Origin of the sequence: Wukongibacter baidiensis (genome assembly GCF_050888315.1) — a bacterium.
Classification (GTDB): domain Bacteria; phylum Bacillota; class Clostridia; order Peptostreptococcales; family Caminicellaceae; genus Wukongibacter; species Wukongibacter baidiensis.
The window spans coordinates 3,915,708-3,933,728 of record NZ_CP138202.1 but is presented as its reverse complement, the minus strand read 5'-3'; the positions used below and the strand labels follow the sequence as shown (position 1 = coordinate 3,933,728).

At 33.4% G+C, this 18,021-nt stretch carries 19 protein-coding genes and 1 riboswitch; of the genes, 11 read left to right on the top strand and 8 right to left on the bottom strand.

The window, feature by feature from the left end:
* The first annotated feature begins 35 nt into the window (after positions 1-35).
* From crcB to ribH, 7 genes are all read left to right on the top strand, one after another.
* The gene (crcB, locus tag R9X47_RS17795; protein ID WP_432662372.1) at positions 36-413 is read left to right on the top strand and encodes a fluoride efflux transporter CrcB; all 378 of its coding nucleotides are present in this window, start codon (positions 36-38) and stop codon (positions 411-413) included.
* 190 nt (positions 414-603) lie between these two features.
* Positions 604-843 (top strand): hypothetical protein, encoded by a 240-nt coding sequence (locus R9X47_RS17790; RefSeq protein WP_432662371.1) that lies wholly within the window; start codon positions 604-606, stop codon positions 841-843.
* Positions 844-920: 77 nt separating this feature from the next.
* Positions 921-2,327 (top strand): sensor domain-containing diguanylate cyclase, encoded by a 1,407-nt coding sequence (locus R9X47_RS17785; RefSeq protein WP_432662370.1) that lies wholly within the window; start codon positions 921-923, stop codon positions 2,325-2,327.
* An 80-nt stretch (positions 2,328-2,407) separates the two neighbouring features.
* A riboswitch (FMN riboswitch) is annotated at positions 2,408-2,528 on the top strand.
* Between the two features lie 286 nt (positions 2,529-2,814).
* Positions 2,815-3,906, top strand: coding sequence for a bifunctional diaminohydroxyphosphoribosylaminopyrimidine deaminase/5-amino-6-(5-phosphoribosylamino)uracil reductase RibD (gene ribD, locus R9X47_RS17780; RefSeq protein ID WP_432662369.1), 1,092 nt, complete (start codon positions 2,815-2,817; stop codon positions 3,904-3,906).
* 16 nt (positions 3,907-3,922) lie between these two features.
* Positions 3,923-4,576: a riboflavin synthase gene (locus R9X47_RS17775; protein WP_432662368.1), complete on the top strand. Its 654-nt coding sequence runs from the start codon at positions 3,923-3,925 to the stop codon at positions 4,574-4,576.
* Between the two features lie 13 nt (positions 4,577-4,589).
* Positions 4,590-5,804, top strand: coding sequence for a bifunctional 3,4-dihydroxy-2-butanone-4-phosphate synthase/GTP cyclohydrolase II (locus R9X47_RS17770; RefSeq protein ID WP_432662367.1), 1,215 nt, complete (start codon positions 4,590-4,592; stop codon positions 5,802-5,804).
* A 1-nt stretch (position 5,805) separates the two neighbouring features.
* Entirely contained in the window at positions 5,806-6,267 is a 462-nt protein-coding gene (ribH, locus tag R9X47_RS17765) for a 6,7-dimethyl-8-ribityllumazine synthase (protein WP_432662366.1), read from the top strand.
* Between the two features lie 53 nt (positions 6,268-6,320).
* Here ribH and R9X47_RS17760 read toward each other — a convergent pair whose 3' ends face one another.
* On the bottom strand, positions 6,321-7,043 hold the full coding sequence (locus tag R9X47_RS17760; protein ID WP_432662365.1) for an aspartate/glutamate racemase family protein: 723 nt from the start codon (positions 7,041-7,043) through the stop codon (positions 6,321-6,323).
* Positions 7,044-7,322: 279 nt separating this feature from the next.
* Positions 7,323-9,344 (bottom strand): sigma 54-interacting transcriptional regulator, encoded by a 2,022-nt coding sequence (locus tag R9X47_RS17755; protein WP_432662364.1) that lies wholly within the window; start codon positions 9,342-9,344, stop codon positions 7,323-7,325.
* A 574-nt stretch (positions 9,345-9,918) separates the two neighbouring features.
* On the opposite strand from R9X47_RS17755, the gene R9X47_RS17750 reads away from it, so the two are divergent.
* The 3 genes from R9X47_RS17750 (at position 9,919) to R9X47_RS17740 (ending at position 11,421) form a co-directional block, all read left to right on the top strand.
* Entirely contained in the window at positions 9,919-10,479 is a 561-nt protein-coding gene (locus R9X47_RS17750; protein ID WP_432662363.1) for an RNA polymerase sigma factor, read from the top strand.
* Positions 10,455-10,688 (top strand): BhlA/UviB family holin-like peptide, encoded by a 234-nt coding sequence (locus R9X47_RS17745; protein WP_432662362.1) that lies wholly within the window; start codon positions 10,455-10,457, stop codon positions 10,686-10,688. Before R9X47_RS17750 ends, R9X47_RS17745 begins: the two co-directional genes overlap by 25 nt.
* Positions 10,689-10,851: 163 nt before the next feature.
* Complete coding sequence (locus tag R9X47_RS17740) at positions 10,852-11,421, top strand: peptidoglycan recognition protein family protein (RefSeq protein WP_432662361.1); 570 nt, start codon at positions 10,852-10,854, stop codon at positions 11,419-11,421.
* Positions 11,422-11,483: 62 nt separating this feature from the next.
* On the opposite strand, the gene R9X47_RS17735 is transcribed toward R9X47_RS17740, so the two are convergent.
* The 4 genes from R9X47_RS17735 to R9X47_RS17720 all read right to left on the bottom strand — a co-directional run bounded on the left by R9X47_RS17735 (position 11,484) and on the right by R9X47_RS17720 (position 15,788).
* Positions 11,484-12,443 carry a hypothetical protein gene (locus R9X47_RS17735; protein WP_432662360.1) on the bottom strand — a complete coding sequence of 320 codons (960 nt, stop codon included), beginning with the start codon at positions 12,441-12,443 and terminating at the stop codon, positions 11,484-11,486.
* A gap of 459 nt (positions 12,444-12,902) precedes the next feature.
* The gene (locus R9X47_RS17730; protein ID WP_432667651.1) at positions 12,903-13,049 is read right to left on the bottom strand and encodes a hypothetical protein; all 147 of its coding nucleotides are present in this window, start codon (positions 13,047-13,049) and stop codon (positions 12,903-12,905) included.
* Positions 13,050-13,177: 128 nt separating this feature from the next.
* Positions 13,178-14,368 carry a pyridoxal phosphate-dependent aminotransferase gene (locus R9X47_RS17725; RefSeq protein ID WP_432662359.1) on the bottom strand — a complete coding sequence of 397 codons (1,191 nt, stop codon included), beginning with the start codon at positions 14,366-14,368 and terminating at the stop codon, positions 13,178-13,180.
* A 22-nt stretch (positions 14,369-14,390) separates the two neighbouring features.
* On the bottom strand, positions 14,391-15,788 hold the full coding sequence (locus R9X47_RS17720; protein ID WP_432662358.1) for an oxaloacetate decarboxylase subunit alpha: 1,398 nt from the start codon (positions 15,786-15,788) through the stop codon (positions 14,391-14,393).
* A gap of 241 nt (positions 15,789-16,029) precedes the next feature.
* Between R9X47_RS17720 and R9X47_RS17715 the strand changes: the two genes are divergently transcribed.
* Complete coding sequence (locus R9X47_RS17715; protein ID WP_432662357.1) at positions 16,030-16,458, top strand: Lrp/AsnC family transcriptional regulator; 429 nt, start codon at positions 16,030-16,032, stop codon at positions 16,456-16,458.
* Between the two features lie 70 nt (positions 16,459-16,528).
* Here the strand turns inward: R9X47_RS17715 and R9X47_RS17710 are convergent, their stop codons facing one another.
* Positions 16,529-17,074, bottom strand: a complete 546-nt coding sequence (locus R9X47_RS17710) for a dUTP diphosphatase (RefSeq protein WP_432662356.1) — start codon at positions 17,072-17,074, stop codon at positions 16,529-16,531.
* A gap of 57 nt (positions 17,075-17,131) precedes the next feature.
* The gene (locus R9X47_RS17705; RefSeq protein WP_432662355.1) at positions 17,132-18,004 is read right to left on the bottom strand and encodes a nitroreductase family protein; all 873 of its coding nucleotides are present in this window, start codon (positions 18,002-18,004) and stop codon (positions 17,132-17,134) included.
* Positions 18,005-18,021 lie beyond the last annotated feature (17 nt).

Below are 18,021 nucleotides of genomic sequence, written 5' to 3'. Positions count from 1 at the left end.
TTATAATATTATTTGTTATACGAGGAGGAATAGATATGAAAAAAGTATTAGCCCTCGGACTTGGAGGTTTTATTGGAAGTAATCTACGTTATTTCATAACTCTTGCTACACATAATGTATTTGGTAATAAATTTCCCTATGGAACCTTTGCTGTTAATATTTTAGGATGTTTCCTATTGGGGTTTTTAGCAATCTTTGGCAAGGAGGTAGTTGACTTAAGCCCTAATACAAGACTACTTTTAGGTACTGGTATGATGGGAGCTTTAACTACTTTTTCAACATTCTCCTACGAGACTTTTTCTTTGATGAAACAATCTCATTATAAGCTAGCCTTTATTAGTATTGCTGCGAATTTATTAATTGGGCTTTTAGCCGTTTGGTGTGGACTTGAGCTGGCAAAAAAATTTATATAAACCAATTGCATCGGAAATAATATTTTTTTAATGTATTTTTTGAGAAAATTGTAGAAAACATGCAGGATTTTACAGTTTAGAAATATAATTTATTATATAGGGTTTATATAGTAGAACTTAATTTATGTGTATAAATTAATAGTTTTCCTTGAATCTCTATTAAAGTACAATATTAAGGGGGCATATTAATATGAGAAGAAAAGAACATCCATATGACGGTAGGCGTTATCTTGTAGATGTTAACCCATTATCTAAGGTTATCCACGACCTTGAACATGAAAAGAAAAGTTGTAATATACATAAGATTATAGAATCTCATGTAAAAATGCTAGATACAGAATCACAGGTTAATAGGCTTCTACTCTTAAATAGCGATTATAATTTATGCAAGTGCTGTATGCCTGAAAAATACGAAACCTATAATAGATAACAACAAGCAACTTAAACAATTTTTAATCTGGATTAAGTCATAATAATCTTAAGAAGTAATTTTTGAGGTGATAAGATATGCTAATGGATCTATGTGTCTTCATAGTAATACTCATATTAGTTATAATTTTTAATTCAACCTTAGGACTTCTATTGCCTTATCACCTCTTTAGCGAAAATATCACTACTTTTCAAATTGTTTTTTTATCTCTACTTGGAATTTCTACAACTTTTTTGACCTTGCATTATATAAATAAAAATTTATTCCTCTTACATAAAGCAGTCGACAATACAATTAAAGAACATCCAGATTCTAAGATGCCTAAACCAAATAAAAAGCGCTTTTTCAAATACATCGTCTTTTTTCTTGATAATCTTCAAGTAATCATCGAAAACTATAATCTCCTTATAAAAGAACAAGATACGTTACTAAATAAGTATTCTGTTGTTAATTCTAAGTTAGAAAAAGCTAATAAGGTTAGGGACGTTATGTTAGAAGTAAGTCATTCTACTATTGAAATCAACGATACTGAGGATTTGTACAGGCTTATACTTGAAAAATTGATAAGTACTATAGATGATGCTGATAAGGGGAGTTTTATAATTTTAACCAAGGATAATATAGTCGAATACAAGGCTGCTGTTGGCTTTGATATAGATAGCTTAAAAAGAATTAGATTTAAGCTTGAGGAAACCTTTTTATGGAAAAAAAGTCATGGCAATATTACTAAACCATGTATCATCAAGGATATTCGTTCCTTCGACAACACTATCTTAAGTAGCGAAACATACAAGACATTAGAGGATATAGGTGCCTTGGATATTAAAACCACCTTAAGTACACCTATAGTTATTGATAACAAACTATACGGTATGATAAATATTGATAGTCTTAATATAGATGCCTTTAATGAGGACGATCTATTGGTTGCCGAATATTTTTCTAATCAGATAGGCATAGCTATTAAAAATCATGAACTTATAGAGAAAATAGTTTATCTATCTAGATATGATACTATGACATGCGCCTATAATAGATGTTATTTCGATGAGCTACTAGATAAGTTTTATAAAAAGGCCCTTAGATATGATGAAGCTTTTTGTTTAGTTCTATTTGATTTAAATAATCTTAAAAAAATCAACGATACCTATGGTCATGCAATTGGTGATATGGTTATAACTAAGTTTGCTGAAACAATAAACGAAAATATCAGAGAGTCCGATTTATTTGCGAGATATGGTGGGGATGAATTCATTGGAGTCTTCTTTAACTCTACTACTCTTGATTTAGAGAAAAGACTGTCTGAGGTTATAAAATATTTGAACAGATCCCCTATAAAAATAATGGATATGGAAATCTTTGTGAGCTTTAGTTACGGTATAGTTTCCTTTCCTGATGATTCTAAGTATCTAAATGATTTGATAAAGCTTGCGGATAAGAGAATGTATGACTATAAAGCTATGACAAAATCAAACTCGCATTAAATCCTCTTGACATTTAAATATTATAATGATATCCTTACGATAATAATTAAGCAATATTAATCAGTTTTGGAAAATTGAATATTTTCCTTCGGGGCAGGGTGCAATTCCCGACCGGCGGTATAGCCCGCGAACCCTATTCATTGGGGTTGATCTGGTGAAATTCCAGAGCCGACAGTATAGTCTGGATGGTAGAAGGAGACTTATAATGGTGTGTCTATAATGCTATTTATGTTGTACATATAGCACTATAACACAACATCTATCGTATATTTAGCCCTGAAGTAAAAGCTTCAGGGCTTTTTTATGTGGCTTAAAGAGATTTGTCAAAGCTTTATTTGAAAGATAACACATAACGAGAGGTTACAAAAGCTATAGAGCTAAATATATCTACAGTTTTGTAGATAAAGTGAACTGCTTTTGTTAAAGCTAAAGATTAAGAATTAGATTGTAAGGTTTGTAACACCCTCTTATGGAAAGGAGTGTTTTTATGGATATACAGTATATGAAAAGAGCCTTGAGTTTGGCTAAAAACGGGGAAGGTTTTGTAAATCCTAATCCCATGGTTGGATGTGTAATTGTAAAGAACGGAAAGGTCATCGGCGAAGGCTATCATAGATTTTTCGGAGGTAATCATGCTGAAATCGAAGCTTTAAACTCCACTACTGATGATCCAGTGAATTCAACTATGTATGTAACCCTGGAACCCTGCTCACACTATGGTAAAACACCTCCATGTGTCAATGCCATAATTGAAAGAGGAATAAAAAGAGTGGTAATAGCAACCCTTGATCCAAACCCTTTAGTGGCTGGAAATGGTGTGAAAAAATTAAGGGAAAATGGTATCGAGGTTATAACAGGGGTTTTGAAGGATGAAGCTCAGAAACTAAATGAGATATTTATTAAATATATTACAACTAAATTGCCCTTTTGTCTTATGAAGTCAGCTATGTCATTGGATGGAAAAATAGCCACAAAATTTGCTGATTCCAAGTGGATTACCTCTAGCTTATCAAGGGAGTATGTACATAGGTTAAGGCATAAATACGCTGGAATAATGGTTGGAATAGGTACTGTTTTGGTTGATAATCCCCTACTCACTACTAGAATTCCTGATTTCGAGGGTAAGAATCCGGTAAGAATTATAGTTGATAGCAAATGTAGAATTCCACCTGATGCCAATGTAGTAAAAAACACTTCTAAGGCTAGAACCATTATAGCTACTACTAAGCTTGCAGATTCTGAAAAAGTCGCAGAGCTTAAGGAGAAAGGTGTAGAGGTATTAGTTATCCCTTTAAAAAATGAAAGGGTTGATTTAAATGTACTTATGGAAAAGCTAGGTGAGATGGGTATTGATAGTATCCTTTTAGAGGGTGGTGGTGCCCTTAATTATTCCGCTTTAGATACAGGAATTGTAGATAAAGTTAATTTCTTTATAGCACCTAAGATAATCGGAGGAAGCCTTTCTAAAACTCCTGTAGAGGGTGATGGTGTTCCATTGGTTAAGTCTGCTTTTTCATTGGATAATATGAAAACCCATAGTTTTGGGCCAGATATTATGATTGAAGGATATGTAAGGTAAAAAGGAGGGGATAGTAATGTTTACTGGACTAGTGGAAGAAATAGGTATAGTTCAGTCAGTCCTCAAGGGGGCTAAGTCAGCAAAGATAGTAATTAAGGCTACGGATGTCTTGGATGGTGTAAAGCTAGGAGATAGCATAAGTACAAATGGGGTATGCTTAACGGTTACTGATTTTAGTTCCAATACATTTGCTGTAGATGTGATGGCTGAGACCATGAGAAGAAGCAATCTAAATAGTTTAACATCTGGAGATAAGGTTAATATTGAGAGAGCTTTGAGGTTAGGTGATAGGCTTGGCGGTCATATTGTCAGCGGTCATATTGATGGAATCGGAATAATCTCAGCATTTGATAAAGAGGATAATGCCTATTGGATTACTATACAGACTTCACCTGAAATACTTAGATATATAATTCATAAGGGCTCTATAGCCATTGATGGTGTAAGCTTAACGGTAGCCTATGTGGATGAAAAATCATTTAAGGTTTCTATAATCCCCCATACAAAGGATGTTACTACACTGCTAGACAAGTCCATGGGGACTGAAGTCAATTTAGAGTGTGACATGGTTGGAAAATATATTGAAAAATTGATGAACTTCAATCAAAAAGTTGAGGATTCTAAAAGTAGTATTGATATGGAGTTCCTTAAAAAACATGGATTTTATTAGATGAGGTGATAAAATGTTTAAATTTAATTCTATTGAAGAAGCTATTGAAGATATAAAACTAGGAAAAATGGTTGTTGTAGTTGATGATGAGGATAGAGAAAATGAAGGAGATCTAATAGTTGCAGCAGAAAAGGCTTCAGCTGAAGCAGTAAATTTCATGGCTAAATTTGGTAGAGGTCTGATATGTATGCCTATAGTTTCTAAAAGGCTAAAGGAGCTAGAAATCCATCAAATGGTTAATGAGAATACTGATAGCCATAGAACAGCCTTTACGGTGTCCATCGATGCAATGGATACCACAACAGGTATATCAGCCTTTGAAAGAGCACTGACCATAGAGAAGGTGCTTGATAAGGATTCGAGACCAGAAGATTTTAAAAAACCAGGTCATATTTTCCCACTAGAAGCAAAGGAGGGTGGTGTTCTTAAGAGAGCTGGCCATACAGAAGCTTCAGTAGATCTTGCAAAGCTTGCAGGTCTTTACCCTGCTGGCGTTATCTGTGAAATAATGAACGATGATGGTACTATGGCAAGACTTCCTCAGCTAGTAGAATTTGCTAAAGAGCACGATCTTAAACTTATATCTATAGCAGACCTAATATCCTATAGAAGAAAGAATGAGAGATTGGTTGAGAGAGTTACTACGGCTGAAATGCCTACTAAATATGGAGAATTCAAGGTATACGGCTACGAAGAAACCCTAAATGGCGGCCATCATGTTGCATTAGTCAAGGGTGATGTTTCCGGCGTGGAGCCTGTTTTAGTTAGGGTTCACTCTGAATGCCTTACAGGTGATGCCTTTGGGTCAATGCGTTGTGACTGCGGTGATCAACTGGCGGCAGCCCTTAAACAAATTGAAAACGAAGGAACGGGCATTCTATTATATATGAGACAGGAAGGCAGAGGTATTGGATTAATCAATAAGCTTAAGGCATATCACCTTCAGGATAAAGGCATGGATACAGTTGAAGCAAATTTAGCACTAGGTTTTCCTGAGGATTTAAGGGATTATGGTATCGGTGCTCAAATCCTTGCAGATTTAGGGGTTAAAAATATTAAGCTTATGACCAATAATCCTAAAAAGTTATCTGGTGTATCTGGATATGGACTTAAGGTAATAGAGAGAGTACCACTAGAAGTAGGACATAATGTGGTAAATGAACCTTATTTGAAGACAAAGAAGGAAAAAATGGGACACATGTTAGACTTTTTAAAGGAGGAGAATTAATATGAAAATCTATGAAGGAAAACTAATATCTGAGGGACAAAAGTTTGGAATTATCGTCGGAAGGTTTAATGAATTTATTGGAAGCAAGCTGCTTGGAGGAGCTTTAGATGGCTTAAAGAGACATGGTGTAAAGGAAGAAGATATCGAAATGGTGTGGGTTCCTGGTGCCTTTGAAATTCCTTTAGTAGCAAAGAAAATGGCTGAGGGAAAAAAATATGATGCGGTTATATGTTTAGGCGCAGTAATTAGGGGAGCAACACCTCATTTTGACTACGTTTCAAGTGAGGTTTCAAAGGGTGTCGCTTCTGTATCCCTTGATACTGGAGTTCCTGTGGTTTTCGGAGTCTTAACTACTGATACAATTGAACAAGCTATTGAAAGGTCTGGAACAAAGGCTGGAAATAAGGGTTATGAAGCTGCTGTAACGGCTATTGAAATGGCTAATCTTTTGAATGAGATTTAGTTGAAAAGGGGATGTCTCATAAAGGTCTCTTATGAGTACAACCCCAGGGTGTTTCAGAATGAATGAATTTCTGAGACATCCCCTTTTATATTCTTTCCTACAAATTCAATTGCACTACAAGCAAGTATTTTAGTAGGATCAATGCATTCTTCATCAATATTAAACATCTGAAATGCTACAGGAAGCTCGGTACAACCTAGAATAAAGACCTCTGCTTCTTGTTTTTTTAGTTCATCTAAAGTACCTCTAAAATTTGTAAGGTCTATATCTGTTTTACCTTTTTTTATATCGTAAATGAGTTCTGTAACGTGTTTTTGATGAACGTCACCAGGCTTAACTAATTCCAAGTCATATTCCTCAAAGATTTTATCATAAATTCCCGCCTTACAGGTCCCCTTGGTTGCCAATAGTCCTATTTTTTTAGTGTCTGGATAGAGTTGTTTTGTTTTTTTTGCAGTCTCAACTATCATATTCATAAAGGGGATATCAATATATTTTATGATTTCATCATAAAAATAGTGGGCTGTATTACATGGCATAACTATAACATCCACGCCCATCATTTCTAAGCGAATTGCTGATTTTATCATATGCTTTGTTGGATCGTCTCCGTTGTTTATTATATAATCTGTTCTATCGGGTATCTTTGTATTGTTTTCTACTATTATCTCAATGTGTTCATTATCGCTTTCTGCGTCTGTTAAGGTTATAATTTTTCTAAATAAATCTGCTGTAGCAAGTGGCCCCATTCCTCCCAGTATACCTATCGTTTTCATCCTTAATTTCCCTCACTTTATCTCTATATTAACTCTAAATAAAAACATAGTCCTACTTCTTTATATAGAAATATTGCAATAATTATGCCAATAGTTTTTATGATTAATCATACTGATAATTTGCTAAGTTCATTCTAAAGTATCCAAATAAAAAACAGGGATATCCTATACCCTGCTCAATAATTCTCTATTATCTTATTTTTTACAAATTACTTTTTACGTATATAAAAAAGGGATAAAGGGTTAGGCTTATCCCTTTCTACCATCCCTTTATCCCTTTTATATCCCTTTAAAGTTCATTAGAGTTTGTAATCCCTTTTCTGTAATAATGCTCCCCTTCACTCCTCGCTTTATTTTTATAAGCCCTGAATCCTCCATGACCTTCATTAAGCTCCTTATTTTTCCTTCTCCCATTTCTACTCCATTTATCCTCGCAAACTCTGCTAATCCTCTACGCCCTATTCCATCCCTATCCTTTATTACCCCTAATAACCACATCATGTTTTTGTCCATGGCTTCCATCGATGGAGTATATCCACTTTTATGTGATTCATCAACTACATATGAAGGAAGATCTTTTATGTTTATCAAGGAATTGTCATCCTTTATGTTTACTAAGTACTCAATGACATTTACCAACTCCCTGACATTACCTGGCCATCTATATCCAGCTAAATAATCAAGTACCTCCACCGAAAAGAAATTGTTGATATTTCTTATTCCTCCATTGGCAAATCTGTTTAAGTAGTGCTCAAGTAGTAAAGGTATATCCTCTTTTCGCTCCCTTAGATTAGGAATTTCTAAGGGAAGTACATTTAATCTATAAAATAAGTCCTGTCTAAAATTCCCTTTTTCAACTTCTTCCTTTAGGTCTCTATTTGTTGCTGTAATTACCCTTACATCTATTGGAATTAATTTTGTTCCCCCGACACGTCTCACCTGTTTTTCCTGCAGTACCCTAAGTAACCTTGCCTGAAATTCTATTGGTGCATCTCCTATTTCGTCGAGAAAGATTGTTCCACCATGGGCCTCTTCAAACAAGCCGGATTTTCCACCTTTTTTTGCTCCCGTAAAGGCACCCTCTTCATATCCAAAAAGCTCACTTTCAAGAAGGCTAAGGGATAGTGCAGCGAAGTTCACAGGAACAAATGGGCCATTTTTCCTCTTTGAAAAACCATGTATAGCTTGGGCAAAGAATTCTTTCCCGGTTCCACTCTCTCCCTGTATCAGTATTGTGGAATTACTCAGAGCCAGTTTTTGAGCTAACGCGATGGTCTTTCTCATTGAGTCACTTCTGCATATTATATCATCAAACTTGTAGGTTGCATTATGCTCAGACTTTCTATTTTTTCTTCTTAACTCATGTTCAATTTTTTTTATTTTATTTACATCTTCAATAGTAACCATATATCCGATGGTTCTACTTTTCCTTTTTACTGGAGCCTTTATGGCAACTACTTCTTTTCCAAATAGTTTAACGATATCATTTTCTACTCCATCTACCTTCCATCCTTTTAATTCGGGCAATATATTTTCAATATTTCTGCCGACTATCTCATCCCTTGTCCTTCTCAAAATAGAAACTAGTACCTCATTAGCAACGGAAATTTTCCCATCTATATCCATATATACAATTCCATCGCTGGAGTTCTCTATGATGGTTTGAAACATATTCTTTAACTCCAAAGACTGTTCTGCAATACTATTGTATTGTTTTGATATGTTTACTATATCCCTTACGAATTGTGAGGAGATAATGTCACCCTTTTCCTCCATAAGGTCTAGTTTATTAAGTATTTCTACAAGGGTAGTAATATCAATCTGCCTTGTACCTATATCTATTATTTTTTTTGCACATCTAGGAACCAAATGGGGTTCCCCTACGGTCACTGCTAGTTCCAGCCTTTTATACTCTCCTATTCCAGGATAATATGGATGATAATTTATATGATTAATACCAAGTTTTTTCAACTGCTTAATAGCTGTATAGCATGTGTTTTTATTGTCATTTACTAATAATACATCGGTTCCTGCAGGTATAGATATGACATCTCTCAGATGCTGATAGTTAATTACTCTCCTTGCTACGATATATTTAGTTCCGGGCTGAAGTTTTGTAAGTGCCATCTTTTCTACTAAATAGCTTGTAATAAGAACTAAGCAATCTTTAAATTCCTTAGAAATATCATCCTTCAAGGTATATCCTTTTATCTCAGCTTTATCACCAATCAACTCTCTAATTTGTGTACATATATTTTTACTAGTCTCAGATCCCATACTTATAACAGCTATCTTTTTCAAATCCATACACTCCTCGTACACACTTTGTCTTTGTTGTTATTATCTACTACATGGGATATTTGTGCAAGTGGTTTGGGTAAATTAGATTCTAGCTGCTGGCTACTAGGATATTGCGGCCGGCCTATTAAGTCTTTAAAAAAATTCGACCTGTACCATTGGAAGATAGAAATCTGATATTTTCTTATACTCTACTTAATCGCACTTCCTTTTTTGCATATGTTTCTTCTTATCCAAAAATATCTTTACCCGCTGTAAAAGTCGACATATGTAATTAAAGTATTGATATCACTTGTTATACATGATAATAGAGCTCTACTAATTATTTAATGTCAACTTACAAGCTGAAATTAAATAAAAAGTGAAATCACTACAGCTATAACAAAATTAGTCTTTGTAGCTTATTTATAATCAAGGTTAAAAGTTCGATAAAAAAATAACAACTCCAAATACAGATATATACTTGATTATCACAAAATACAAAAAAGTCAAATTAAACCAGTTTACAAAATCAACTCGAAATTCGTCTTTATATATTAAAGGCTTGTCTATTTTTAGGACTAAAGGGGGATTTGACATGGGATTATATGAGCTAATAGAAAGAGTACAACAAGGAGATGAAGAAGCTACAATAAGTGTATTTTTAAGATTTCATATGGCTATAAAAAAACTGAGTAAAAAACTAGGTTATGAGGAAGCGGAAACAGATATGATAATAGCGTTTCTACAGACAATCAAAGAAATAGATTTAAATGAGATCTGTATGAAAAATGATGGTGGAATTACTAATTATATATGGTTATTTTTAAAGCATAAATCTGTAGATTTATTTAGGAAAAATATATCGCAAAGAGTTGAAACTACTGATCTACATCTAGATATCATTGCTGATGATGCATCTTGTTCTGTAGACGATAAATTATTTGTCTCTATGTTACTTAATTCTTTACCACCACTGCAAAGAACTGTTCTAAAAAGAAAATTCATACAGGGTTTTTCCGATAATGAAATAGCCCTTTTATCTGGTGTGTCAAGACAAGCAGTAAATAGAGCTAAAAATAGAGGACTTAAAAATCTTAGACAAAGATTAGATGATATGGGGGTAAGGGGAAATTGGAAGAAAAAATTCTTGAATTAGCGTCAACCCAAGGAATATGGACGATGCTCATCGTAGCTCTGATTTTTTATATTCTGAAAAATCAAGAGAAAAGAGATCTCCGTCAAGAAGATCGGGAGAAAAAATACCAAGAGATTATATCAAACTTAACTGACAAGTTAAATCTGGTTGAAGATGTAAAAAAAGATGTTGAGGAGATAAAAGAGTATGTTTTTAAGAAAGATGGTTGAAACAAGTAATTTAAACAGTTGTAGCAATTGACAAAAAAGTTTTTTTTAAAAAAATCAAATTAGAGGTTTACATTTTGGGCAAAAAATTCGTCTTTTATATATGAGAGGTGCTTAACCGGTTAAACTTTCTCAAAAGAAAACAAATCAAAGGAGGAATATATAGATGCCTACTAAATTATATCAACCAAAACCAAGGATATTATCTAAAAGCGAATGGGGTGGGACAATCGTAACCCCTAGTGGAGCAACTAATAATCCTGAATATTTAATTGTTCATCATACTGGCGATGCGAACAATGCACTAGCTGATGCGTTTGGTAGTGATGAAGCAGGGTTTATGAAAAGGGTTCAAGAGATTCACATGGGTAAGGGTTATTACGATATAGGTTATAATTTTGGTCTAGGTTCTGAAGGAACTCTAATGGAAGGAAGGTCCATTGCAAGAGAAGGAGGACACACACTGAATGGTTATAATACTAAAAGTATTGGAATTGTAGCTTTGGGAAATTATTCTCCTGAAGACTGTGGATCAAAAGCTTCAACTCTTTCTTCAGTCCAAGAAGACTCATTAATAGATATACTTGCTTGGCTATGTTATAAATATGATATTGAATCTTATGATATCATAGGCCACAGAGATGCTCAAAGCAAAGATTGTCCTGGTTCACGAATATACGATAAATTAGATGATATAAGAAATAAAGTAGCTGAACGTTTATATGAATGGGTATAAGCAATAAAGTAGCTGAACATTTATATGAATGAGTATAAGAAAAATTCCCTAGTGATTTAGGCTTATTCACTAGGGAATTTTTTTACATACATATAACCTGAATCAAAATCTTTCTTATATACAAAAGAATTTGATAATAAACCTATAAATTGTCCGTCGCATAGTAAATTAATCTCACCCTCTATGCTAGTAATTACTTGATATCCTTTTCCATTGGTAAATCTATATCCTATTATAATATCTGATGAATTTAAAAAAGCTAATTCGCCATAAGAACAATAACTACCTTCTTCATCAAATTCAACGAATTCATTCAAGATTATTGTTTCTCTAGTCTTTAAGTTATATTTTTTTATATATCTTGTATTATTTACAATGTCTACGTATAAAACCCAATCTTTATATATATCTGCAATTTGAAAAGCCTTATCTTCTAACCCTTCAACCTTATTCATGTTTTTATCATCACTTAATAAATAGACACTCTTATCTACATGATAATCCATCTCATACCATTGAGTTCGCTTTTGCAAATATATCCCTCTATCTGTCCACTTAATTAAAAATAATGGTTCATCATATTCAAAGAAAATTTCTTCTTCACCAATTTCTGTATCCACTAAAATAATTTGTGTTTTCTCTTCATCATATAAGAACTTAGTTGCAATGAATTCTTTACCCGAAGGAGATATTTTCACATCAAAATATTTATCTTTTTCTTCTAACTTCAAAGTATCTTTTGTATATAATAATTTACCATTCTTAAAAACATGAACATCATTACCGTAAGTATCGTTTAAAACAGAGTAAACGCCTGAACTGCTCCAACTTTTAGATACATACTCTATACATTCAACATCTAGTAATTTGTATTCACTCTCTTCTTGTTCTTCTTTGATTTTTAATTCTTCAGTGTTTTGTTCTGCTTTACTGAAGCTTGTAGATTTCTTATCTTGAGTATTGCAACCTGTAAATAATAATACGATCATAAGAAATAGCATAACATTACTTAGTTTAAACATTTTCCCGCCACCTTTTCTTATTTGCTAGAATAAACTGCAAATAAATAATTTAGATTGGTAGATAACTGTTTGATTAAAATTGATTTGTAAGCCTATAACGTTAAAAAATAAGGAACATCAATAATTTTACCATATTTTAGGTAAAAATCAAGCAATAACTGTGAGACAACTTAAAAAGTCCTTATGCAAAATTTAGAATATCAAGACACAAAAGAAAGAGCTCTTAGAACCAGTTCATATCCTAAATTTATGTTTAGGGTATTATTTTGAAAACTTAATTTCAGATAATGGGGTAATATCATCAAAGCTGGCAGTTACTGGGACTATCCCTATCTGATACAGCTACGTGTATGACAAAGTTTTTGGCGTTATTATATAATAACAAAATTTATTTTTGATGGATTAAAAAAAACTACAATACAATGTTTTACCATATATTAACATATTTGAGGAGTATTTTTATATTCCTATACCCCTTAAATTTTCTAAACTGTAGAATTCATTATTATTAAATTTATACTCTCCTACAAAATTAATGTCTTCCCATGCAAGTGGAGAAACATGACTTACTAAATCTTCTCTAAACTCTTCTTTTTCTTTTAAAATATTTATTGTTTTTGATAAATAGACTGTATTCTAAAGGCTAATTTCATTTATGAAAGGTTAAAATTTTTAAATTTCTAAACTAAAAAAAGCTAACCCATTAAAGGCTAGCTTCTTTAGTACGACATCATCTATTCTGCTATTGCATTTTCAATTCTAGTTAATCCCTCTTTTATATTTTCAAGGGAAGTAGCGTAGGAAAGTCTAACGTAGTTATCTGTTCCAAAGCCTGATCCTGGTATTACTGCTACCTTAGCTGTTTCTAATAGGTACTCAGCAAAATCCATAGAGCTTCCGATGCTCTTTCCACCTACTGTTTTGCCAATAAGCTTTGATATGTTAACCATAACATAAAATGCTCCCTTTGGCATTCTACATGATAGATTATCTATAGAATTGATTCTTTCTACCATATATTTTCTTCTTTCATCAAAGGCCTTTACCATTTGATCTATAGGCTCTTGATCTCCTTTTAATGCTTCTATACTAGCATGTTGTGCTATTGTATTTGGATTGGATGTAGCATGACTTTGAATGTTAGTAATAATCTGCGCTATTTCCTTATCGGCAGCTAAGTATCCTATTCTCCAGCCTGTCATTGCATAGGCCTTTGACATACCATTTATTACGATTGTAAGCTTCTTAATGTCTTCTCCAAAGGAAGCGATACTTACATGATTACCTTCATACGTTAATTTCTCATATATTTCATCGGATATAACGTAAATGTTGTTCTTAACTGCAAGCTCAGCAATTGCCTTAAGCTCTTCCTCAGTATAAAGAGTTCCTGTAGGATTGTTAGGGCTATTTAAAATTATTGCTTTTGTTTTTTCATTAATAGCCTCAGTTAAGCCTTCTATAGTGTACTTAAATCCATTTTCCTCTTGAGTTTCAACGAATACGGGCTTTGCATCTGCCATTTTTACCATTGCTGGATAGCTAACCCAATATGGAACAGCAATAATTACTTCATCCCCCGGATTACATATTGCTTGAAGAGTGTTAAACAGCGAATGCTTTGCTCCATTTGAAACAACTATATTTTCAGGTAAATAATCTAAATTGTTATCTTCTTTTAACTTACCACAAATAGCTTCCTTAAGCTGAGGTAAACCAGCTGAAGCAGTGTAGCCTGTAAGTCCCTTTTCTATTACCTCTATAGCTGCTTTTCTAATATGCTCAGGTGTTTTGAAGTCTGGTTCTCCTGCACTAAAGCTGATTACATCAACACCCTCAGCCTTCATTTTCTTTGCTTTAGCTGTGATAGCTAGAGTTACTGATGGAGATATTGCTCCGTTTTTTCTAGATAAGTTATTGTTCATAATTACTCTCCCCTTTATCGATTTACACGGCATAGGTCTTTTGACCCATGTCTACAACTTCACTATCAATATTATACTTCAAAGCACGTCTGTATTTAAAGTAGTTTGTTGCAACTTGTGGGAATAATGCATATGATAATACGTCTTCTTCTTGCTCTAGGTATTCCTTCATTTCATTTCTTATGGCTTGCAGCTCAGGCTTAATTAGATCCGCTGGTCTACATGTTATAACTTTCTCATCACCAATTATCTTTTTAACTATTTCTTCCTTTATTTGAACTGTAGGTTTTCCGTACATGCCCTTAACATAGGCCTTTACTTCCTTTGGAACCATTTTATATCTTTCACCGGTTATAACGTTTAATACCGCTTGAGTCCCAACAATTTGGCTAGTTGGAGTTACTAGCGGTGGATATCCTAAATCTTCCCTTACCCTTGGTACTTCCTTTAACACATCATCAAATTTATCAAGGGCATTTTGCATTTGAAGTTGAGAAACAAGGTTTGAAAGCATTCCTCCTGGTACTTGATATATTAATGTATTAATGTTTACTCCAAGAACCTTAGGATTTAAAAGTCCACTTTCCATACTCTTTTCCCTTATAGGCTTAAAGTATTCAGCAATTTCATTAAGTTTATCAAGCTTTAATCCAGTATCAAATCCAGTATTTTCTAGAGTTGCTACGAAAGCCTCTGTCGGCGGTTGAGACGTACCCAATGCGAATGGAGAAATAGCCGTATCAATAATGTCTACACCTGCCTCAATTCCTTTAAGGTAAGTCATTGATGCCAATCCACTAGTTGCATGGGAATGTAGTTCAAGTGGTACTTTAACTGCTCCTTTAAGTGCTGTGATAAGTTCATATGCGTAGTATGGAGTTAAAAGACCTGACATATCCTTTATACATATTGAATCGGCACCCATATTCTCCATCTTCTTAGCTAGATTCACATAAGTCTCCGTAGTATGAACAGGACTTATTGTATATGAAATAGCCGCTTGAGCATGTGCTCCTTCTTTTTTTGTAGTTTCTAAAGCAACTCTAAGATTTCTTACATCGTTAAGTGCATCAAATATTCTAATTATGTCGATTCCGTTTCCAACGGCTCTTTTTACAAATTCTTCAACAACATCATCGGCATAATGCTTGTATCCTAATATATTTTGTCCTCTTAAAAGCATTTGCAGGTTTGTATTCTTAACTTTTTTTCTTATTGTTCTAAGTCTTTCCCATGGATCTTCATTTAGGAATCTTAGAGAAGCATCATATGTAGCTCCTCCCCACATCTCTAATGAGTGATATCCTGCTTCATCTAGTTTTTCTAAAATTGGTATCATTTCTTCTGTTTTCATTCTAGTGGCAATTAGAGATTGATGGGCATCTCTTAAAATAGTTTCCGTTATTTTTACCTTAGCCATAAAAATACCTCCTATATTCATAAGGGAATCTGTCCCTTTTTCTATTCGAAATGTTATGATCCTTATACCAACATTTTACCAAGCAATACTATCGGTGTACAGTTTTCAAATAAAGTGTTATAATTATATTGCTTTAATATTTAAGTTAATTTTTGTGTTTTCTTTATTATTTAAGTTACGAAAAATCTGTTATATTCTGACGATTTATTGTATTATATCTATTTAATATGGGAGGTTAATTATGGATTCTACGGATATGAAAATCTTAGAAATATTGCAGTTGGATGGCCGAATATCAATGAAGGACCTAGGTAAAGAGGTTGGTCTTACTTCTCCAGCTGTATCTGAAAGGGTTAAAAGACTTGAGGAAAATGGTGTAATTACCGGCTACAAAGCAATTGTCAATCCGAATAAGGTTAATAAAAGCATTAAAGCTTTTATCAATATTGCCATAAAGGCTGAAAGATATAAAAGATTTCTTGAATTTGCTCCTGATTGTTCAAACATAATCGAGTGTCATCATATAACAGGTGGGGATTGTATGACCATTAAGGTTATGGTAAAGGATATGGAAGAGCTAGAGAGGTTAATTGACGATCTTAAAAGATTTGGAAATACGGAAACTAATCTTATTCTTTCTACACCTATTGAAAGCAAAATTATAATATAGCTTAAAGGTTTTAAATCACATTTATTCTGAAATATTCTGGGGCTGACCACAAAAAATCAGCCCCAGTCATTTAAACTGTTTTTCTATCAAATCTTACTAACGCCTCACTTTTTTCAATACAATTGTTTTCCATATAGTAATTGTACATCTCTTCAAAGCTAATCCCAAGACATTCACCTAAGTTTACATATTTACCAAATAGCTTTATATAAATTGAAAGGGAATTCACATATTCCTTGCGTAATATAGATTTTCTGAGGGTACTAATATCATCGAAAATACTCGAAAAAAGCTTAATAACATTGTCAGTTCTATTGGTTTGTCTAATAGCTTCTTCATTTATTATATTAAAGTCATTGGTATTTCCTATTGATAATATAAATTTCAGAGCATCTATATATCTTGATATTATTTCTTCCTTTAATATTTTTCTTTCCAATTTATAATATTTATAGCATTTTGTAATATTGGCTATTTCACTAGTCTTTACTTGAAGGGCTAAAAACTTTAAATCAAATATATTTTCTTTTCCTATGGAATCTTCTTCTATGTCAGATAAACTCTTGATTCTATTTTCAATAATCTCTTGACTCTTAAACAATTCCCTTAAACCCATATATTCTTACCTCCTTTCCTCCTCTCTTCTCATTAAAAATAACAACAATCTTAACTACTAAAGCCATATTGTTTTAGGTGTTTTTCTTTCAATCCATCTTTTATGCTTAATATTTGGATGTCCTATGGCTAGAGCCCCCAGAATTTTATTATGTTTAGGCAGTCCTAACAGTTTGTTTATATTTTTTGTCCTTTGGGCAGTTGCAACTACATAACCACAGTAGAAAGATCCCAGTTCCAGTCCCTGAGCCATATATGTTGCGTTTTGAAGTGCCAGCGATGCATTAACATCGGAAAAACCTATCCTATCACTTCCATGAAAGACAATAAGAGCTGGACAATCGCGTAATATTAAGTCCTTTCCATGGCTGTATGCCTCGGCTACCTTATTAAAATCTTCTAACATACTAAACAAATCTTTTATGACACCGGGAACAAAAAAACCTGCTGTTTTTCTTACTGTAGCGCTTTTGAACGTGTTAACCAGATCCTTTAGATATTCTGCTGTGTATTTTGATATTTCATCTAATACATCTTTATTTCGAATAACTATATATTCTGTACTTTGATGGTTATGGGCATTCGGTGCATAACATGCAGCTTCAATTATTTTTTCAATTTTTTCCTTTTCTACAGGCATATCCTTAAATGACCTTATAGATCTTCTTGTTTTAATAAGGTTGAAAACCTGTTCTGCCGTCAATGATTTCTCTTTATCAATGCTCTCCAAAGAGCCACCAAGGAAGTTTTTATGTGAAATAACATCATCTGGACATATGGCTACACATTGCCCACAACTTACACATAACTCCTCGTGCTGTACTGCAGCAAAGCCACCAATTGCATCTTTATGCATTATATTTCCGGGACATGCTTCTATACATAATCCACACTTTAAACACGAATTATTATCAACTTGTATTAATGACATTTAGAACCCCCCTATAT